The sequence below is a fragment of the Mesorhizobium sp. ES1-3 genome (assembly GCF_020164795.1).
Taxonomy (GTDB): Bacteria; Pseudomonadota; Alphaproteobacteria; order Rhizobiales; family Rhizobiaceae; genus Mesorhizobium.
Window position 1 is genome coordinate 347,207 of sequence record NZ_JAIUGW010000002.1, and the last position, 18,173, is coordinate 365,379.

16 protein-coding genes are annotated in these 18,173 nt (G+C 60.8%); 11 read left to right on the top strand and 5 right to left on the bottom strand.

Annotated elements, in window-relative coordinates; translation table 11 throughout:
* Positions 1 to 34: 34 nt before the first annotated feature.
* The 8 genes from LB536_RS04705 (at position 35) to LB536_RS04740 (ending at position 9,283) form a co-directional block, all read left to right on the top strand.
* Entirely contained in the window at positions 35 to 940 is a 906-nt protein-coding gene (locus LB536_RS04705) for a proline iminopeptidase-family hydrolase (protein ID WP_140757433.1), read from the top strand.
* An 18-nt stretch (positions 941 to 958) separates the two neighbouring features.
* The gene (locus LB536_RS04710; RefSeq protein WP_224590281.1) at positions 959 to 2,620 is read left to right on the top strand and encodes an ABC transporter substrate-binding protein; all 1,662 of its coding nucleotides are present in this window, start codon (positions 959 to 961) and stop codon (positions 2,618 to 2,620) included.
* Positions 2,621 to 2,659: 39 nt separating this feature from the next.
* Positions 2,660 to 3,676 carry an ABC transporter permease gene (locus LB536_RS04715; RefSeq protein WP_140757431.1) on the top strand — a complete coding sequence of 339 codons (1,017 nt, stop codon included), beginning with the start codon at positions 2,660 to 2,662 and terminating at the stop codon, positions 3,674 to 3,676.
* Positions 3,676 to 4,647, top strand: coding sequence for an ABC transporter permease (locus tag LB536_RS04720; RefSeq protein WP_224590282.1), 972 nt, complete (start codon positions 3,676 to 3,678; stop codon positions 4,645 to 4,647). The genes LB536_RS04715 and LB536_RS04720 overlap by 1 nt, the downstream gene beginning before the upstream one ends.
* Positions 4,644 to 5,603 carry an ABC transporter ATP-binding protein gene (locus LB536_RS04725; RefSeq protein ID WP_140757429.1) on the top strand — a complete coding sequence of 320 codons (960 nt, stop codon included), beginning with the start codon at positions 4,644 to 4,646 and terminating at the stop codon, positions 5,601 to 5,603. Before LB536_RS04720 ends, LB536_RS04725 begins: the two co-directional genes overlap by 4 nt.
* 8 nt (positions 5,604 to 5,611) lie before the next feature.
* Complete coding sequence (locus LB536_RS04730) at positions 5,612 to 6,598, top strand: ABC transporter ATP-binding protein (protein WP_140757617.1); 987 nt, start codon at positions 5,612 to 5,614, stop codon at positions 6,596 to 6,598.
* Between the two features lie 125 nt (positions 6,599 to 6,723).
* Positions 6,724 to 7,026 carry a DUF982 domain-containing protein gene (locus LB536_RS04735; protein ID WP_140757616.1) on the top strand — a complete coding sequence of 101 codons (303 nt, stop codon included), beginning with the start codon at positions 6,724 to 6,726 and terminating at the stop codon, positions 7,024 to 7,026.
* 1,585 nt (positions 7,027 to 8,611) lie between these two features.
* The gene (locus LB536_RS04740) at positions 8,612 to 9,283 is read left to right on the top strand and encodes an outer membrane protein (protein WP_224590283.1); all 672 of its coding nucleotides are present in this window, start codon (positions 8,612 to 8,614) and stop codon (positions 9,281 to 9,283) included.
* 574 nt (positions 9,284 to 9,857) lie between these two features.
* Here LB536_RS04740 and LB536_RS04745 read toward each other — a convergent pair.
* Positions 9,858 to 10,400 carry a DUF4142 domain-containing protein gene (locus LB536_RS04745; RefSeq protein ID WP_224590284.1) on the bottom strand — a complete coding sequence of 181 codons (543 nt, stop codon included), beginning with the start codon at positions 10,398 to 10,400 and terminating at the stop codon, positions 9,858 to 9,860.
* A gap of 194 nt (positions 10,401 to 10,594) precedes the next feature.
* Between LB536_RS04745 and LB536_RS31045 the strand changes: the two genes are divergently transcribed.
* Positions 10,595 to 10,729: a hypothetical protein gene (locus LB536_RS31045; RefSeq protein WP_263488824.1), complete on the top strand. Its 135-nt coding sequence runs from the start codon at positions 10,595 to 10,597 to the stop codon at positions 10,727 to 10,729.
* A 285-nt stretch (positions 10,730 to 11,014) separates the two neighbouring features.
* Here the strand turns inward: LB536_RS31045 and LB536_RS04750 are convergent, their stop codons facing one another.
* Positions 11,015 to 11,809, bottom strand: coding sequence for a class I SAM-dependent methyltransferase (locus tag LB536_RS04750; RefSeq protein WP_224590285.1), 795 nt, complete (start codon positions 11,807 to 11,809; stop codon positions 11,015 to 11,017).
* A gap of 1,201 nt (positions 11,810 to 13,010) precedes the next feature.
* Here LB536_RS04750 and LB536_RS04755 point away from each other — a divergent pair.
* Together LB536_RS04755 and LB536_RS04760 are read left to right on the top strand one after the other, a co-directional pair.
* Positions 13,011 to 13,943, top strand: coding sequence for a PQQ-binding-like beta-propeller repeat protein (locus tag LB536_RS04755; protein ID WP_224590286.1), 933 nt, complete (start codon positions 13,011 to 13,013; stop codon positions 13,941 to 13,943).
* A gap of 1 nt (position 13,944) precedes the next feature.
* On the top strand, positions 13,945 to 14,334 hold the full coding sequence (locus LB536_RS04760; RefSeq protein WP_224590287.1) for a hypothetical protein: 390 nt from the start codon (positions 13,945 to 13,947) through the stop codon (positions 14,332 to 14,334).
* 246 nt (positions 14,335 to 14,580) lie between these two features.
* Here LB536_RS04760 and LB536_RS04765 read toward each other — a convergent pair whose 3' ends face one another.
* From LB536_RS04765 to LB536_RS04775, 3 genes are read right to left on the bottom strand one after another with little or no spacing between them, the layout of a single operon-like run.
* Positions 14,581 to 15,132, bottom strand: coding sequence for a phosphatase PAP2 family protein (locus LB536_RS04765; protein ID WP_140765529.1), 552 nt, complete (start codon positions 15,130 to 15,132; stop codon positions 14,581 to 14,583).
* A 39-nt stretch (positions 15,133 to 15,171) separates the two neighbouring features.
* Complete coding sequence (locus tag LB536_RS04770; protein WP_224590288.1) at positions 15,172 to 16,311, bottom strand: glycosyltransferase family 2 protein; 1,140 nt, start codon at positions 16,309 to 16,311, stop codon at positions 15,172 to 15,174.
* A gap of 17 nt (positions 16,312 to 16,328) precedes the next feature.
* Positions 16,329 to 17,957, bottom strand: coding sequence for an ArnT family glycosyltransferase (locus LB536_RS04775; protein ID WP_224590289.1), 1,629 nt, complete (start codon positions 17,955 to 17,957; stop codon positions 16,329 to 16,331).
* Positions 17,958 to 18,173 lie beyond the last annotated feature (216 nt).

Consider the following 18,173-nt stretch of genomic DNA (forward strand, 5'->3'; position numbering starts at 1 on the left):
AAGCAACATGTCTTCAACCGCGCAAGGAGCGAGGATGTTACCGGAGATCGTCACCAGGGAAGGGCGGGCCGGCTTCGGCGATTACGAAACCTGGTATCGGGTCAGCGGCGAGCTCGATGCCGGCAAGGCTCCGGTCGTTATCCTGCATGGCGGGCCGGGCGCCGCCCATAATTATGTCGATGCCTACAAGCTTCTTGCCCGAACAGGCCGTGCCGTCATCCACTACGACCAATTGGGCTGCGGCAATTCCACCTTGCTGCCTGACAGAGGCGCCGATTTCTGGACGCCCAGGCTGTTCATCGACGAACTTGAAAACCTCGTCGATCATCTGGGCATCCGAGGCGGCTTCCACGTGCTCGGACAGAGCTGGGGCGGCATGTTGGGCGCTGAATATGGGGTGACGCGGCCGAAGGGCCTGAAGTCGCTGACCATCGCCAACTCGCCGGCGTCCATGACGCTATGGGTACAGGAGGCCAACCGGCTACGCGCCGACCTGCCCAAGGACGTGCAGGAGACGCTGACCCGGCACGAACAGGCCGGCACGACGGATCATCCGGACTACCAGGCAGCGACGATGGTGTTCTACGAGCGCCATGTCTGCCGGGTCGTGCCGTTCCCGCCCGAAGTGACCGAGACTTTCGCCCAGGTCGTGCGCAATCCGACCGTTTACAACGTCATGAACGGTCCGAACGAATTCCACGTCATCGGAACGCTGAAGAGCTGGAGCATCATCGACCGCTTGCCAGCCATCGATGCTCCCACGCTGATCATCTCCGGCCGTTACGACGAGGCCACGCCTGCGACAGTGCAGCCCTTCAAGGACGGCATCAAGGGATCGCGCTGGCAGATATTCGAGCATTCCAGCCATATGCCGCATGTCGAAGAGCAGGATCTATGCATGCGGGTGGTGGGAGACTTCCTGGACGACAACGACAACTGAGAAAAGGGGAACTACGACATGAAGAAATTGCTCTTGGCGGCGTCGGCCGCGGCATTGCTGGCCGGCATGTGGCTGGCTCCGGCACAGGCCGAATATCTCAAGGAACACCGAGGCGGCACTATTCGCCTGCTGGCCCGCTCGGCCGCCGGAACGCTCGATCCGCATATCAACTACACCGATCAGGGCTGGCAAATGTATCAGCCGATCTATGACGGCCTGGTCGCCTTCCGCAAGGCCGAGGGCATGGACGGCTTCACCATCGTTCCCGATCTGGCCGAGGCGCTGCCGCAGGTCAGCGATGACGGCAAAACCTTCACCTTCAAGCTGCGCAAGGGCATCAAGTTCTCCGACGGCAAGGATCTCGGCGTGAAGGACGTCGTTGCTTCCTTCCAGCGCATCTTCAAGGTCTCCGGACCGACCTCTGGTACATTTTATGCCGGCATCGTCGGCGCCGACAAATGCCTTGCCGACACCAAGAGCTGCACGCTGGAAGGCGGGGTTGTGGGCGACGAAGCGGCCGGCACCGTCACGTTGAACCTCACCAAGCCGGACGCCGAGATTCTCTACAAGCTCGCCTTGCCGCACGCCGTGGTGCTGCCGGCGGACACGCCCGCGGAAGACATGGGCTCCAAGCCCATTCCCAGCACCGGTGCCTACATGATCTCCGCCTTCGATCCCAACAAAGGCATGACGGTGACCCGCAACCCCAACTTCAAGCAGTGGAGCGAGGAAGCCCAGCCGGACGGTTATCCTGATGTCGTCCAGTATGATTTCGGCCTCTCCGAGGAAGCTGCCGTCACCGCGATCCAGAACGGCGAAGCCGACTGGATGTTCGACGCACTGCCCAGCGATCGCCTTGGCGAACTTGGCACCAAGGCCATGGACCAGTTGCACATCTCGCCGCTTTCGGCATGGTGGTATGCGCCGCTCAACAATCGGCTGGCACCGTTCGACAATGAAAAGGCGCGCCAGGCCGTTGCCTACGCGGTCGACCGCAACACGCTGGTCAAGCTGTTCGGCGGCAAGGTGCTGGCCTCGCCGGTGTGCCAGGTCCTGCCTCCGGACTTCCCCGGCCACGAGGACTACTGCCCCTTCACCAAGAACCCCGGCGCCAAATGGTCGGCGCCTGACCTCGACAAGGCAAAGCAGCTCGTCGAGGAATCGGGCACCAAGGGCCAGAAGGTGACCATCATCGTCGAGGACACGGCCATTTCACGGTCCATCGGCGTCTATCTGCAGAGCGTGCTGACCACCATCGGCTATGTCGCCGACGTCAAGCCGATCTCTTCCAACATCCAGTTCACCTACATCCAGAACACCAACAACAAAGTGCAGATGTCCGTCACCCAATGGTATAAGGACTATCCCGCGGCTTCGGACTTCCTGAACATCCTGTTCAGCTGCGCCTCCTTCCGCGAAGGTTCGGACGCTTCGATCAACATCGCAGGCTTCTGCGACAAGGATATCGACGCCAAGATGCAAAAGGCACTAGACCTTGGCGTGACCGATCAGAAAGCCGCCGACAAATTGTGGGCCGAAATCGACAGGCAAGTCACGGACAAGGCACCGGCCGTCGGCCTCTTCACGCCGAAGCGGCTCGACTTCGTCAGCAAGCGCGTTGGCAATTTCAAATTCAACCGGCAGTTCAACTGGATGATCACCCAATCCTGGGTACAGTAATGGCCTGGGTGCAGTAACGAACCGCGGAAGGGCACGTCCGTGTCGAACGAAGCTGTCGCCATGCCGCGCAAGACGCGAGGGCCTTGGGCCGTCGCGTTTGCGAAGCTGGCAACGGACAGGGCTGCCATGGCATCCCTGGCCGTGTTCCTCCTCATCGTCCTCGCCTGCCTTAGTGCGCCTCTCTACGCGAAATGGGCTGGCGTGGACCCCTTCGCCTCGACGCTCGACGCCGTCATCCAGATCGACGGCGCCGACGTTCCGGTGATGGAACAATCGACAGAGGGGCTCGGGCTCGGCTACACGCCGCTCGGGCCGACATGGCGGCTCGGCAATTATTTCCTAGGCGCCGACAGCCAGGGGCGCGATGTCATGGCCCGGATGCTCTATGGCGGGCTGAGCTCGCTGCTGATCTCCGGGGCGGCCACGATCTTCACCCTGATTCTAGGCACGGCGGCGGGATTGATCGCGGGATATTTCGGCGGCTTCACCGACACGGTGCTGTCGCGCTTGTTGGATGTGCTGTGGGCGTTTCCGATCTATCTCCTGGCGATTTCGCTTTCCATCGTCACCATCGCGCAAGGCATCTCGATCGGGCCGATCGAGATCGAGTCCGGCAGTCTGTGGCTGCCGGTCATCATCATCGGCATCGTCTACATACCCTACGTGGCGCGTCCGATACGCGGGCAGGTCCTGTCGCTGCGCCACAGCGAGTTCGTGCTCGCCGCGATCAATCTGGGGGTGCCGGGGCCGCGGATCCTGTGGCGCGACATCCTGCCCAACATCACCACCACGCTGATCGTCTTCGTGCCGTTGATGATGGCACTGAACATGCTGACGGAATCGGCGCTTTCCTTCCTGTCGATCGGCGTGCAGCCGCCCGCGGCGAGTTGGGGCACCATCATCCAGGACGGCCAGGCGCTGCTTTACACCAGGCCGTTGGTGGCGCTTGTACCGGGCCTGGCGATCGCGGTTTCCGTGATGGCGCTCAATGTCTGCGGCGACGGCCTGCGCGACGCGCTCGACCCACGCTCCAAGGTTCGGCTGGGGCGCGACTGATGATCTACGCCATCCTGCGCCGTTTCGGTCAGATGCTGTTCGTGATGTTCGGCATCTCGGTCATCGTCTTTTTGATCTTCTTCGCGACGCCGGGGGCCGACCCGGCGGCGCGCATCGCCGGCCGCAATGCGTCGCCCGAGGTGCTGGAGGCGGTACGCCACAGCTTCGGCTTCGACCGGCCGCTCTACGTGCAATATGTGAAGATGATGGAGAAGATCTTCGTCACCGGCGATCTGACCTCCTTCGTCAATCGTGGCTGGAAGGTGGTGCCGGCGGTGATGGATTCGATCCCCGTCACACTCTCGCTGGTGTTCGGAGCGGCTCTCCTGTGGGTGGTTGTCTCGATCATGATCGGCATCGTCGCCGCCGCCAGCCGCGACAGCTGGCTGGACAAGTTGCTGATGGCGTTGGGTCTGCTCGGCATTTCCATGCCGGTCTACTGGCTGGGAGAGGTGATGAACCTGATCACCCAGAGCCGCTACCACGACAGCTGGGCGTTCTCCTGGGTGCCGCCGCTCGGCTACAAGAATTTTTCCGACGATCCGAAAGGCTGGTTCCTGACGCTGGTCATACCCTGGATCACGCTGGCCATCCTCTACATCGGCATCTATGGGCGGGTGTTGCGAGCGGCCATCATCGAATCCCTGCAGGAAGACTATATCCGCACGGCCCGGGCCAAGGGCCTGTCGGAGACCCGCATCCTGCTGCGCCATGCCTTGCGCACGTCGCTCATCGCCTTCGTAACCTTGTTCGGCCTCGACTTCGGAGCGTTGGTGGGCGGCTCGGCCCTGCTGACCGAGGTGGTGTTCGGGCTGCACGGCATCGGCAAGCTCACCTATGACGCGCTGCAGAACCTCGATCTGCCGATGATCATGGCGACGGTGATGTACGCTTCCATGTTCGTGGTGGTCGCCAACGCGGTTGTCGATTTCGTCTACATCCTTCTCGATCCGCGCCTGAGGACATCATGATATTGTCGGTGCGTGATCTCCGGGTATCCTTCCGGACCGATGACGGCCTGGTGAGGGCCATCGATGGCGTTTCCTTCGATCTCGCGGAAAGCGAAATTCTCGGTGTCGTCGGCGAGTCCGGCTCCGGCAAGACAGTGTCGCTGCTTGCGGTGATGGGCCTGATCACCGACCCCAACGCAATCATCGAAGGCTCGATCCGCTACAAGGGCCGCGAGTTGGTCGGACTGCCGCCGCGCGAACTCAGGCGCCTGCGGGGCAACGAGATCGCAATGATCTTCCAGGATCCGATGACGGCGCTGACGCCGGTCTACACCATCGGCTGGCAGATCGCCGAACAGATCCGCGCGCATCGCAACATCAGCAAATCGAAGGCAATGGAGCGGGTGGAGGAACTTCTGGCCGAGGTGAACTTCCCCAACCCCCACGAAGCGATGTCGCGCTATCCGCATCAGCTCTCCGGCGGCATGCGCCAACGGGCGGTGATTGCGATGGCACTGTCCTGCAACCCGGCGCTGCTGGTGGCGGACGAGCCGACCACGGCGCTCGACGTCACCGTGCAGGCCGGCATTCTCGATCTCGTGCGCAAGCTGCGCGCCACGCACAAATCGGCCGTCGTCTTCATCACGCATGACATGGGCGTGGTCTCCGAACTCGCCGATCGAGTCATGGTCATGTATGCCGGCCGCATCGTCGAACGCGGCAGCCGCACGGAGTTGTTTTCCGACCCGCGACACCCCTATACGCGTGCATTGCTTGGTTCGATCCCGCCGCTGACTGGTGCGAAACCCCGCCGCCTGCCAGCCATCCCCGGGTCACCGCCATCGCTGCTGCGGTTGCCGCAAGGCTGTGCCTTCGGCCCGCGTTGCCCGGTCCGGTACGAACCCTGTCTAACCGGCAAGCCCGACCTTGGCGCCGCCACGCACGCGGCGGCCTGCTTTCGGGTGGCGCAGACATGAGCGGACCGATGATCGACAACGACCGTCCAATCCTCGAAACGCGCTCGCTCGGCAAGCGCTTCTCGATCGGCACCCGTTTTTCCGCCGAAGGCAGGCGAACCGTCCACGCGGTCGACAATGTCTCCCTGATGGTGCGGCGCGGAGAAACCGTCGGATTGGTCGGGGAGTCCGGATGTGGCAAGTCCACGCTGGCGCGCTGTCTGGTTAGGCTCTACGACATTTCAGACGGTGAGCTTCTGTTCGAAGGCAACGACATCACCTCGAAGTCGCTGTCCGAACTGAGGCCCCTGCGGCGGCGCCTGCAGATGGTATTCCAGGACCCGTCGGCCTCGCTCAATCCGCGCCGGCGCGTCGGCGATCTCGTGGCCGAACCGTTGCGCATCCATGGCAGGCTCTCATCGCGCGAGATCACCAACCGCGTCGCGGAACTCTTCGACCTCGTCGGACTGTTGCCGGACCATGTCATGCGCTTTCCCCACGAATTCTCGGGCGGGCAGCGCCAGCGTGTCGGCATAGCGCGCGCCATCGCCCTCAATCCCGATCTCGTCGTTCTCGACGAACCGGTCTCCGCGCTCGACGTGTCCGTACAGGCGCAGATCGTCAACCTGCTTGCCGACCTTCAGGAGAAGCTGGACCTCACCTATGTCTTCATCGCCCACGACCTGTCCGTGGTGCGTCAGGTCTCGAGCCGCATCGCGGTCATGTATCTCGGCTCGATCGTCGAGGAGGGGTCCGCGGAAGAGGTGTTTTCAGCCCCGGCCCACCCTTACAGCCAGGCGCTGATCTCGGCTGTTCCCGTCGTCGAGACTACGCCCGGCGGGACGCGCAAGCGGATCATCCTGACAGGCGACGTACCGAGCCCGCTCAAGCCGCCATCCGGCTGCCGGTTCCATCCCCGATGCCCAATAGCGGTTGAGCGCTGCCGCACAGAGCGGCCGGAGCTGAGGGAGTATAGGCCCGGCCGCAAGGTGGCGTGCCACTTTCCGACGGTATAGGCGACATCGCTCATCGATCCGACCGCCAGATTCTTCAAAAATTCAGTTTTTCGCATGGAACCAACCGCCGGGCGGCGCGTTACATGGGGTTCGGTCGAGCGCATCTCGATCGACCGGAGGAAACAATGGACTACCTGCATTTCTTTTCGCCCGTGCGAATATCGCGCGGGCAGGGGTACCCTGTAGAAGAAGTGGACAGCGTCGCCGAGGCGATGGTTTTCTTGCGCAAATGGCCGACAGGACGGCGCGGGCCTGTGTATCAGTGCGCGCTGAATTGCTGCTCGGCCGCCTTGTCGGGACAGATGTCGGCGGAGGAAGCAAGAAAGGCGTTCACCGGCTTTGCCCGGATCACGCGGCTTCTCGACGATGACACGGCTCTACCGATGGGCAGCGACAGCAAGGCAAGCATACACGCGCTGCGGCGGTAGCCGCCGCGGCCTTTACTGTTGGTGGATCGCGCCCGTTGCGGGCGCGATGTCGCTTGCGCTGCGCTTCGGGGCAAGCCGTCCCCGGCAAACCTGCGGCCGGAGGCGATGACATCGGCATAGTAGCTGCGAATGGCTTCGTGGCCGCGCGGAAACCATCCACCGCCACAGTCGATCACCCCATCCGGTTCGAACAGCGCCGTCATACCATGGACGTCGCCCGCATGTTGCCGCGCAATCAGCAACGGCTCCTGCGGATCGTAGACCGGGTTTCTCAGACTCGGGTCGCTCATCGCCGTAACTCCATTGTTGAGACGGGGTCCGGCGCAATTGGCTCAGACATACCCGGCAAGTCGAGGATTCCTTGGTTCAGCAAGCAATCGTCCGCACCTACGCTGATGACCAAGGACGGCAGACAGTTTGATTGCGGCAATAAATACGCTACATGTCGCGGCAGAACCCGATCCGCCTGGACGGATCGCCTGGAAAACCAATCCGAACAACATGTTGAATGCAAAACTCGCAATCGCCCCGATGATGGACAGGGCAGACACATAAGCAAAATCAAATAGTTATCGGATGTCGTGTGCAAAGACTGCACACGAAAGTTCTGCTTCTCTTCCATTTTCGTTCTTGCGACGGGCTAGCCGAGTTGCCGCTCAACGTGCCCTATTGTAGGGCGATACGCGCTTGCCGCGCGATCATTTGCGCTAGCCTATCCACTGTTCGCCACCGGCCGGTTCTGTACAGATGAACAACTAGGCTCCAGCGGGCTCTTGGACGTCTGGAGGAAACGAGAGGGTAAGAGGCGGCCTACGGCGTTCGGGGTTCAACTCGAAGTGGCTCCCCGGGCCGGACGAAACTGCGAACTATGAGCTGCCGATCCCCCTCAAAACCAAGCCAAAGCCCTCCGGCGGGTTCGAAAGCGTGATCGCGACCGCGCCGTCTTGCTCGCTATCGACAAGGGCGAAGTCCGGACAAAAGGCCTGACCGACATCGGCGTTCCTCGCTGGTACCTCGCCCGCATGTGCGGAGAGCGGCTATTCATTAAGGTATGCTACGGAACCTGTCGCGCCAGAGATCGCGAGCCGGCATGACCAGTTCGTTGCCAAACCGGTTTGCGAAGGGGAGCATTGCTGGCGTTCCAGGCGCGGTACTCGCTTCGTCCAAGCGCGGATCGTCGGGCTCTTCGGCTGCTCGGATTGCAGGGCTGCGGGCCGTGACCGCCGGCCGGTGTTCTTCACACTCACTCCTGACTACGAAGGCTAGCAGCAGGCGCTCAACCGCGACTGGAAGTCGACGTTCCCATAGCGTCACCTCTGCAGCGGCCCGGCACTCGCGAGCGGGGGCGGCCAGCAAATACCGGGCCTAACCGGCGCTGTTGCCTAGTCGCGTCGGCTGCAACTCTTATGCGCCTCTGCTAATATGGGCGAAGCATGCGATTGAAGGAGATCAAAGGCCTGGCGACGGAGCGACGCCCGGCCGGTGCGTGGCCCGGCGGTAAATATTTCACCTTGTTGCAAAAGTAGCGCAGACTTTTCATGGGAAAATGCGCCAAATTGGAAGTTGACGATTTGGAGACGAAGGCATGAAACTCAGGCTCATCTGTTCCGCGGCGTTTCTGGCAGCCTCTTCTCCAGTCCTGGCGGCCGACTTGGTTGAGCCAGTGGCCGCCATGCCGTACTCGTGGACAGGCTTCTATGTCGGCGCTCAAGTCGGTGGCGCCTGGAATGACAGCCGTTGGTCGCCGGCAACCTCTCCGGGCTTCGTTCCCTTTAATACAAACGGGTCCGCAGCCGTGTACGGCGGCCAGATCGGCTACAACTATCAGATCAACCAATTCGTCATTGGCATTGAGGGCAACTTCGCAGGCTCAACCGTAAAGGGCGATAGTCAATGTCCGGCCACGCCTGGGTCGGTCTGCCAAACCAAGCAGGACTATCTGGGTTCGGTGCGCGGACGCCTTGGGTACGCAATCGATCGGGTGCTTATCTATGGCGATGGCGGCGTTGCATTCAGCAAGTACAAGTTTGCCGAGACGCAGCTTTTGTTGCAATCTTTTGGGGGTGGGTCTCGGGTGGGTTGGACGGCTGGTCTCGGCGTTGAATACGCTTTCAATGACCATTGGACCGCTGGCGTCGAATGGAATTATTACGATTTTGGCTCGAAAGATGGCGCGAGCAGCCTAGATCCGGCCTTCGTGCTCAGCGCTCGCGAGACCGAGAACACTGTCGTCGCCAGAATTAACTACAAATTCTGAGAGTACGTGTCGGTCGCTTAAGCAGAATTCTTTCGCCGGGCGATAGTGTACGCGAATTCTTGCCAACCTCGTCGGTCACTCGGAACCAGTCCTTCGCCCATCTTTTAAAGACAGTCTTGCAGGCATTCATTTCCGATGCAGCCGAATCAGGACTATTCGCTTGGACTTCCTTAGACCGAATGACGCGATCATAGTGCATTTCCGCAACAACATAGACAGGCATGCGACCTACCCAACAATGCTATATTTCCCCAACAGGTAGTATTGCGCAGCGCATGATCGACCGCAAGTGGTAGGCCGTATTGGAGCCGTATCGCGGAATGTGCTATGGTTCTCTTCGTGGGCAAAAGGCAACGCGGGCTGGGGAAGAGGCTCGTGGAGCGAAGTTGACTGCCCAGTATCCGGTTTGGCTGGGGTTCTTGGAAGCTTTTCGAACTTTTTGCCTCGCCCCCTCCAGGTGAATTGCGGGCGTTTGTGAAGGAGGTCGGGATTTAAAAGCTATCGGATAACTTTTGTTGACGCACTCACTCTTTGGACCAGTACCTTCTGGAGTTAGCATGGCGTCGGCGAAAATTCACGACCCCTGATGCGCTTGGGTCAAGATCCTGGTCTGATCCTGCCTGAGGCTTGCCAATTCGTTGGTCGCGTACTGTTGAACTGAGCGGTCGCGGGAAGCGGCCGCTGCGTTGAAATGGGCTATAAAATAGCGGTAATCGCCTATTTCGTGGCGAATGAAGCTTCTATCGAAATTTGCGCTCGGAATTGATGCAAAGCGATTTTGGACCCTGAGATGCGTCGCCGACAGCCTGCTTGAAAGCGCAACGCCCAACCGGCTTGCAGTCTGTCTCAGCCGGGCCTCAGCCTGACGATGCCGCCCGAGAAGATAGGTGCCGAGTTCTCGGACCGCAGGGAGCTGCGCCCGCCTTTCTGCAATCCTTCCCATGTCCTGCTGTTGAATTTCGATTTGAATCGCCCACTCCAGGAAGGCACGGTCAGAGCGGCTCTGGGAACAAGCCGGCGTGGCTGCTGAAATTCCAGCAGCAAGCAGCAGTCCAAGAAGTGCCCGGAGCGGCCCGTTGCCAGGATGATCAGCAACTCGAGCGATAGCGTGCTTCACGTCATTGATCCATTGGTCTTGATTTAACGACAGTCTAACAAGGCAGCCCGTGCAACGGTTCCCTTCCATGCGATGAAAACGGTGGCTGCCGAAGGCCGAGCGGCAGCGCGAACAACCTGGATCGAATCGCCTGCGAAGCATTCCCACAACCAAAGGGCTCGTTGATGGAAGCTCGGGCATGAAGGTTCGAGCCGTTGGCCAAGCCGAATACCTTGATTCGTACCGAGCGGCTTCATGCGCTCATCGAGCGGCTGAAGGGCATCAACGAGATGGCCGATGAGGCCGTGACAAGGCAATCACGGAAGCCGTGCTTGATGCTGGTGGCGTAGCGCCGCAAAGCTGGTGCGAGATTGACGTTGCCCCCAGTTTCTATCCAGTTCTGAGTTCGTTTCCGACGTTGGGTGTGCCCTGCTGGGCGGATGGAGCGACGGGCGCTGGCGCGGAGCCGTTGGCGTAGCGCTGCGCGAGGGCTATCTGTTGTAGGGTCCAAGAACTTTCCGCGGCTCGCGGCGCCGAGCCGTTTGTTCAGCGCGGGCAAATTTACACTTCCACGATAGTCATCCCAATGGCTGTTGGGCGCGCCTAGGATAGCACATCGATCTTGATGGCCGCATTCACCGCTTGCAAAGTCGTGCCACCAGGCCCCGAAAACCCAAGGGCAACCAAACCGTTTGAATATCGATTTGATCTGTTGCAAATGCACTCTGTCTCAAGAAATCTTCCAATCCTTTCCGATCAAATGTTTGCCGGGTTTCCGGACCAATGAATTGCAACCTTCGCCTGGAAGAGCAATCCGTCGCATAGATCGACATTGTTCCGCCCGGGCGGAGAACCCTGCGGGCCTCCGCGAGGGCAGTTCCGATCGGCAAACAAAAATAGATTACGTTTACGGCCAGAATCTTATTGACCGAGACGCTTTCCAGCGGCAGTCGCTCGAAGGTCCCCTGGATCAGTTTCAGCTTTCCATGTTGAATTGCGGCTCGATTTCGGGCTTGGGCTTGGCGAACCATGACCGGAGATAGATCCACCCCGGTAATGGTGCCGCTGCGGACTCGTTTGGACATCTCCCTGAGCGCGAAACCCGGTCCGAATCCGATTTCGAGCACATCATCCTGTTCGGCGATGTCCAATATTTCGATAGCGCGCCTGTTGGGCAGATGATTTATCAGCCCCATAACCGCCCCTGTCACGCGCCCGCACATACCCTCCGGCATAGAAAACTGCTGGGCGATAAAGTTATGCAGGCCCAGGGTGCCATCAAGGGTTTTCAAGACCGACTCACGCTGCGGAACCGGAGGGGTGCACGGATAAGGCGCGCCTTGAAGGCCAAGCCCATAGTCTCCGGTGCATCTGTCGACCCTTTGAACCAATTGCATTACCGGCGGTTCCTGGTTTGTTTTATCCAACATTCATTCTTGCTTCCGGTTGGAAGCCGACCAAGATGCGTCATTGGCAAGTCAACGATCAGGGGCGACAAATAGGCCCGTCGAGCAAATGATCGGCGAAGTCATGAAGCGCCAGAGTGGCTTTGGCCATCATGCAATTCGGAGCATGGACCGATGTAAGCCTAGTCCACATATAGCCATTGCGCGACTCACAAATCCGTATGGTTTGGAAGCGGCCAGTCGCTACATGGCGTAGCTCGGCCGAGCACGGACGGCGAAACCGATCAGCCGGATGGCGAGAGGTAGAACGCTACGCCGGCCGCCATCATTGCCGGTTATCGTGGAACAGGCTCTATGCCGTGCCGGTCAGAAAACAATCAGCCCATTCTGTCCATCACGAACGCGATGACGTTTTCCGGCGGAGTGGTATCTACGACCACGAACACACGCCGACGACGGAGCCGTCGCGCTAAGTTCTGCCGCAACTGCACTAACGTGGCCGACGAGGATCAATATTGCAAAGCCCGCTCCCGCGAGGAGTGGATCGCAGGAGTCGATGCGATCAGGAAGTCCGGTGCCCCGGTGAAGGACCATACCACGACGAGGTGTCCGGACGGCCGGATTGCTCTGCCTGTCCGCATTGGCAGGCTCGATCCTTACGAAACCGTAAGTTACCGGACAACTGCCGGCAAGGATACTCTCTAGTATATATAAGGTCAGCGGTACGCGAAGTGCGCTTCTGCGGCTTCTCTCACAGGCGGCGCGGCGCGTGCTGGAGCCACAACCTGTCATCGCACCGTGCTTTTCGGAGGGGAAGGTGCAGGGCCGAACGTCAAGTCCCCATACGATCCCGTCCACCCCCTGTTGGAGTTTCCTATTCGGCGTGGTGCTCCTCCTTCCTCAGCGATACTCTGCTGTCCTGGGCGCTCGTCTTGATCGTCATTCTCGTTCTCGACCGGCTGATACTCCAGCGGAAGGCGGGCGTCGTTTTCGAATCCTTGAAAGCATGGGTTACGGGCGAATCGAGGGAGCCAGCGCGACCTCGAAAGGACTCGTGACCCGACGGATGCGAGCTACCAAACCGATCCGGCGGGGCCTCTTCTTCGCGACGATGATCACGGTAGCTCTTCTGCTCGCCCGGCCCGGATATTGTGCGCCAGCCGAAAGCTCTCTCCCGGATCAGCCAATCAACACCCCGCCAATACCCATAAGAAAACCGCAGCCGGTGGATCCGGCAGTTGCGGCCACTCCTGCGGACGCGAGCGCGCTCGGCGACTACGACGTTCTCATCGCCGACCGCGGCAATAATCGCCTCCTCCTGGTCAGTCCGCAAAAGAAGATCCTCTGGGAATATCATTTCGCCGACGTTCCGCCTGGCTCGGGCGCGGACGACGCGTTCTTCGCCGACGGCGGCAACAGCGTCATCACCAATCTCGAACATCAGCAGGTGATCCGCATCATCGACCGGAAGACGAACAAGGTGACCTGGGAATATGGCGGCCTCGGACGGCCCGGTTCGAACCCGGGCTATCTCGACTTTCCCGACGACGCCTACAAGCTGCCGAACGGGGACGTCATTGTCGCCGACATCCGCAACTGCCGAATTCTTGACATTTCCCCTGACAAGAAGATCGTCCGGCAGGCCGGGATCACGGGGCGATGCTGGGGAGAAGCCCCAGCACTCGACTCTCCTAACGGCGATAAGCCGCTGCCGAACGGCCACGTGCTCGTCAGCACGATCCATGATCATTCCCTGATCGAGCTCGACCAGAACTGGAAGGAGATCCTGCATCTCAAGCTGCCGATCCGGTATCCCTCCGATCCGCAAATGACTAGGGCCGGAAATTTTCTAGTGGCAGGCTACACGAAGCCCGGAAAAATCATCGAGATCAGCCGCGCTGGCAAAATCGTCTGGCAGTACAAGCCCAAGCCGGACGAAGAACTCAACCGTCCCTCGCTGGCTATCGAGCTGCCGAACGGCAACGTCCTTGCAACCGATGATCTCAACCAGCGCGTGGTCGTCATAGACAAAGCGACCAACACGGTGCTCTGGCAATATGGCGTCACGCAGCACCGGGGAAGCAATCCAGGCTATCTGCACATCCCTGACGGCCTCGACATCATCAAGACGGACCAGGACCTTGCAAAGGCAGACTGACATGAACAACCTTTCCATCCGGCGAATGTTCGCGTGCTCGGCGCTTGCCGCACTGATGATCCTCACCTCGGCTGCGACCTCGGCCGACGCCGCCGGTGCGCTGCATCGGATCGGCGCGGTCACATGGCAGCCGAAGCGCTATATTGGTCAGGAACTGGAACTTATGGGCTTTCCGCTCGCGCGACATTCCGAATACGTGCTGTTCTCGGACGAGGCGCACGGTCGGATCTCGGCGCATGATCTGCCAGTTGTCGGATCGGGCATTGCCGGTCTGGAATTGCATCGGCGGTATCGAATCCGCGGCAATTTCGTCCGTGGTGGCCTCAAGGCCAGCAACGGCAGCCAGTATCATCTGGAACTGACGGCGCCTCCGTACCTCACCGACCGCTAAGAGCCTGCCGTGCCGCTGACGATCGCCCCAACTCCCGTCGAATTCACACAGAAGTCAAGTTCGCTGGGTGCTCCGGTTTATCTGTCAAACGGCTTCCAAAACCCCCGACGCGCGGAACTGGTTTGGCTCTGTCATTTTCTGAAATTCTGAGAGTATTTCCGGGAAATTCTGCGCAGGTATCGGACCACCCGCGCATTTTTCCAAAAATCGGGTGAGATAGCCGGTCGCCATTCGACTAATACCTCTTTACAATATGCCGGTGATCAAACGGTCGGCTCGCGTGTTCTGCCTGTAGGCTGCGCGCACCAGCGTAGCCGCCATGATTGCAGAGACGGCCCCGCCGAGAATGTCGCTGACATAGTGCGTTCCCAAATAAACGCGTGACAGCACGACCAGCAATGCGGCCGCCAGAAATGCGAGCCCGCGGCGATGCAAGCCGTGCACCAGAAACGCCGCCGCGATGGCAAAGCTCGCGGTGGCATGGTCGGACGGGAATGAGAAATCTACGGTCCGCCCGATAATCAGATGCGTGACATGAGCGTCGTAGGGACGCACCCGCTGTACGAACAGCAACACCAGCTGATTGATTCCGAGACCAAGCAAGAACGACAGGCCTGCTGCCACTACCACATGGCGCATGGTCCGGTCCGGCTGGGGCGGCCACCATTGCAAGGCGACTGCCAGCACCATGAGCGGAACGCCGAGCGTCGATATCCAGACCATGATGAAATCGACTGCGGGAGCATGTCCCGCCCAATTGTTGATCCAGGCGGTCACTGCGGCATCGATTTGGTACATTTGGGGATTTCCGTCTGTTTTCGGGCTCGTTTCGGGCGATCAACGCACGCGCCAGGTGATGGCGGAGTTGGTGATATAGTTCCAAACCGAGCCGACGGCGGCGGCGGCAAGCCCGGCCGCCCACCACCGCGACGGACTGGTGTAAAGAAGCGTCGACACGCCGACGCCCGCCACCACACCAAAACTGCACAACGCCGCGAACATCGCGAATCCGGTGACGAAGCGCCAGCCGTGCCGGCGCTGGTCGCGATAGGTGAATGTGTTGTTCAGCGTGTAGTTGAACGCCATGGCCGTGAACATGGCCGCGGTCTGGGCTACCGCGAAAGGCAGGCCATGGGCCAGCAGCGTATGCAGCACGCCGAGGTGGACCACGACACCGGCCGAGCCGACAAGACCGAAGGCGAGAAAACGCGTCGAGATCAGATCGCCCGAGGCCTTGGCGACCAGCAGCCCCAGATATTCAAGCACAATCAGGGAATCGAGCTTGCTTTGTCCATGCAGGCGCGGACCGAACACATAGGGGATTTCCCGGATGCGAAGCGGCGTCGGCGACGATGCGGCAATGTCCAGCAGGATCTTGAAGCCTTGCCGCGACAGGCGCGGCGCCACCGCATCGACGATGTCACGCCGCACCATGAAGAAGCCGCTCATTGGATCACTGAGCGGAACCCTCAGCAACAGCCGCGCGAGATGCGTCGCCAGCCGGCTGCCTCCCGAACGCAGCCGGCTCAGTCCACTGTTAGCATCGCCATCGTCTCCGTAACGACTGGCCACCACCAGGTCGGCGCCGCCGCCTCGCATCGTTTCGAACATCGCGGCAAGGCATGTTTCGTCGTGCTGGAGATCGCCGTCCATGACCGCGACGATGGGCGCCGAACTGGACAGGACGCCCTCGAGGCATGCCCCGGCGAGGCCGCGGCGGGCGATGCGCCTTATGCCGCGAACTTGATAATCATGGCTGGCGATGTCGCGGACAGCCGCAATCGTCCCGTCTTTTGAATCGTCATCGACAAAGACCACTTCCCAGTTGATCCCGAGCAGCGACTTGTGCAGCCGCGCAACCAGCAGATCGATGTTGGCGCGCTCGTTCAGCGTTGGGACGACGACCGTGAGTTCCGCCCCGCGGCGTTGCAGCGATGCACCGCTGCTTGTATCCGCCGCCAGTTCGACGTCTGGCACTGGGTATGTCGCCTGGTTCAAGGACGCGGTCCGCCATCGTTTGCTTGGCCGTCGCCCGGCAAGTGTGCTTGCGATGCCACAATGCGGTTGACCGGCAGGATCAGGATTTCGAAGACGGGAAACCCGGCGATGCGCTGTATCAGGCGCCGGGGCGGGCCATCGACGACGTATCGTCCGTCAAGGCTGTCGCGATACTCCTTTTCGCGAGCCGCTTCCTTGCCGAAGTCCAGGGCGCCGACGAAGAAGCCCGCGCTTCGCGTCTTCAAGCGCCCGTCGTCCATGAACTGGAAATGGCGCGGGTCGCCCGGCAGCACCTCTATCGGTACGTCCGGTCCAAGGGCGTCGGCGGCCCGCGCCGCCTGCATCCAGTTCGATGCGACCACATAGGCGTTGGCGCCGCTGAGATCGCTGCCCTGCGGCTCACTGGTCAACGCAGACCAATCGACGAGTTGCCAATTGACGTCGAATTTCGGCGCTCGTTCATAAAACGCCCGCGTGAAGGCGCCGGTCCGGACCTGCACCGCAAACCCCATCGCCAGCAGCGGAACGACGATGGCGGCGATAGTGAAGGACAGCCGCAGCAATCCAGGTCGGCGTTCGGCAAGACGGCTGCACCACTGACCGAAAAGCGGAAAGGCGAACAGGAAGCCGCTCATCGACCAGTGCGGCAGGGAATGGGCGCTGAACAGGGCGACCAAGTCGAAGAACACCACCGGCAGCGCCGCGATGGTCACGAAGAACCGATCGGCCACCGAACCGCTGCGGGCTGCGCCCCACATGCACGCCATGGCCAGAAGCCAGGTCGGCGGCCACAAATAGCCAGCCTGGCCCAGCAACGTGATGGCAAGATTTCCAGGATGCAGGGCATGGCCATCCTCGGCAAGGCCGCGGCCGGACTGGAAGGCAAACGAGATCCAGCCATGGTCCATATTCCAGATGATGACGGGCAGCAGGCCAAGCGTCGCGATGGCGCCGGCAATCCAGGGGCCTGGCGTTCGCAGTTCGGCCCGGCCGGACTGCGTCGACACCAAGACAAGCAGGGCCGAGATGCCAAACAGCCCGGCCTGGTACTTCGACATCAGCGCCACACCGAAAGCGACGCCGACGATGATCCAGCGGAGCAAAGCGAAGCGCGGCCGTTCGCCCAGAACCATGGGCACGGCGGCACAGGCGCTGGCCAGAAGAAAGAAATCGAGTGGCCCGTCGGGCACCACGAAATGCCCTGCCGAAATAAGAAAGAACGGCGCAACGGTGAACCAGGCCGCGGCCCAGAATGCTGCAACCTTGCCGTAGGCATGGCGCGTCACTTCGAAAAGCAGCAACGTCGAGAGCGAGCCTAGCACCACATAAGGCAGCCGAACGGCCAGCCGGCATTCACAGCCGAAAACATCCGCCATCACACGGGCCAGCGCGAAACCCAGTGGCGGGTGGTCGAAATATGACAGCGAATGGCTGCGCGATACCACGACCGCATAGGCCTCGTCGATCGACAGCGGAATGACCGAGGCAAGTCCAATCCGGAGCACCAGAAATGCGACGACCACGACAATCAGCTGGAAAACAGGGGAAGCAGGAGTGCCTTTGGCCAGGCTTGCAACGCGCGGCCTGGCAGCACCGGTATCGTCCCAGAACTGATCCAACAGCATTGGGTTACCAGACCCAAAGCACGTAAGAACGTTCGTCCGCGAGCGGTCCATGGCCGGGCATGACGATCAACAGGCAGACAATGGCGAGAAGAGCCACGGTCGTGGCGATCCGGATCCACTTGCCCGATAGGGTGGAGTAACCGCGGTCCAGCATCTTTGGAAGTCACCCCTCGAACTCGCCAGCTTATGGACACGTAGCCGCTGCGGTTCGTCGGC

What these genes read in the sequence shown, in the direction of transcription:
- LB536_RS04705 (WP_140757433.1), top strand. Translation starts at nt 35, where the DNA reads ATGTTACCGGAGATCGTCACCAGGGAAGGGCGGGCCGGCTTCGGCGAT.
- LB536_RS04710 (WP_224590281.1), top strand. Translation starts at nt 959, where the DNA reads ATGAAGAAATTGCTCTTGGCGGCGTCGGCCGCGGCATTGCTGGCCGGC.
- LB536_RS04720 (WP_224590282.1), top strand. Translation starts at nt 3,676, where the DNA reads ATGATCTACGCCATCCTGCGCCGTTTCGGTCAGATGCTGTTCGTGATG.
- LB536_RS04725 (WP_140757429.1), top strand. Translation starts at nt 4,644, where the DNA reads ATGATATTGTCGGTGCGTGATCTCCGGGTATCCTTCCGGACCGATGAC.
- LB536_RS04730 (WP_140757617.1), top strand. Translation starts at nt 5,612, where the DNA reads ATGATCGACAACGACCGTCCAATCCTCGAAACGCGCTCGCTCGGCAAG.
- LB536_RS04735 (WP_140757616.1), top strand. Translation starts at nt 6,724, where the DNA reads ATGGACTACCTGCATTTCTTTTCGCCCGTGCGAATATCGCGCGGGCAG.
- LB536_RS04740 (WP_224590283.1), top strand. Translation starts at nt 8,612, where the DNA reads ATGAAACTCAGGCTCATCTGTTCCGCGGCGTTTCTGGCAGCCTCTTCT.
- LB536_RS04750 (WP_224590285.1), bottom strand. Translation starts at nt 11,809, where the DNA reads ATGTTGGATAAAACAAACCAGGAACCGCCGGTAATGCAATTGGTTCAA.
- LB536_RS04760 (WP_224590287.1), top strand. Translation starts at nt 13,945, where the DNA reads ATGAACAACCTTTCCATCCGGCGAATGTTCGCGTGCTCGGCGCTTGCC.
- LB536_RS04765 (WP_140765529.1), bottom strand. Translation starts at nt 15,132, where the DNA reads ATGTACCAAATCGATGCCGCAGTGACCGCCTGGATCAACAATTGGGCG.
- LB536_RS04775 (WP_224590289.1), bottom strand. Translation starts at nt 17,957, where the DNA reads ATGCTGTTGGATCAGTTCTGGGACGATACCGGTGCTGCCAGGCCGCGC.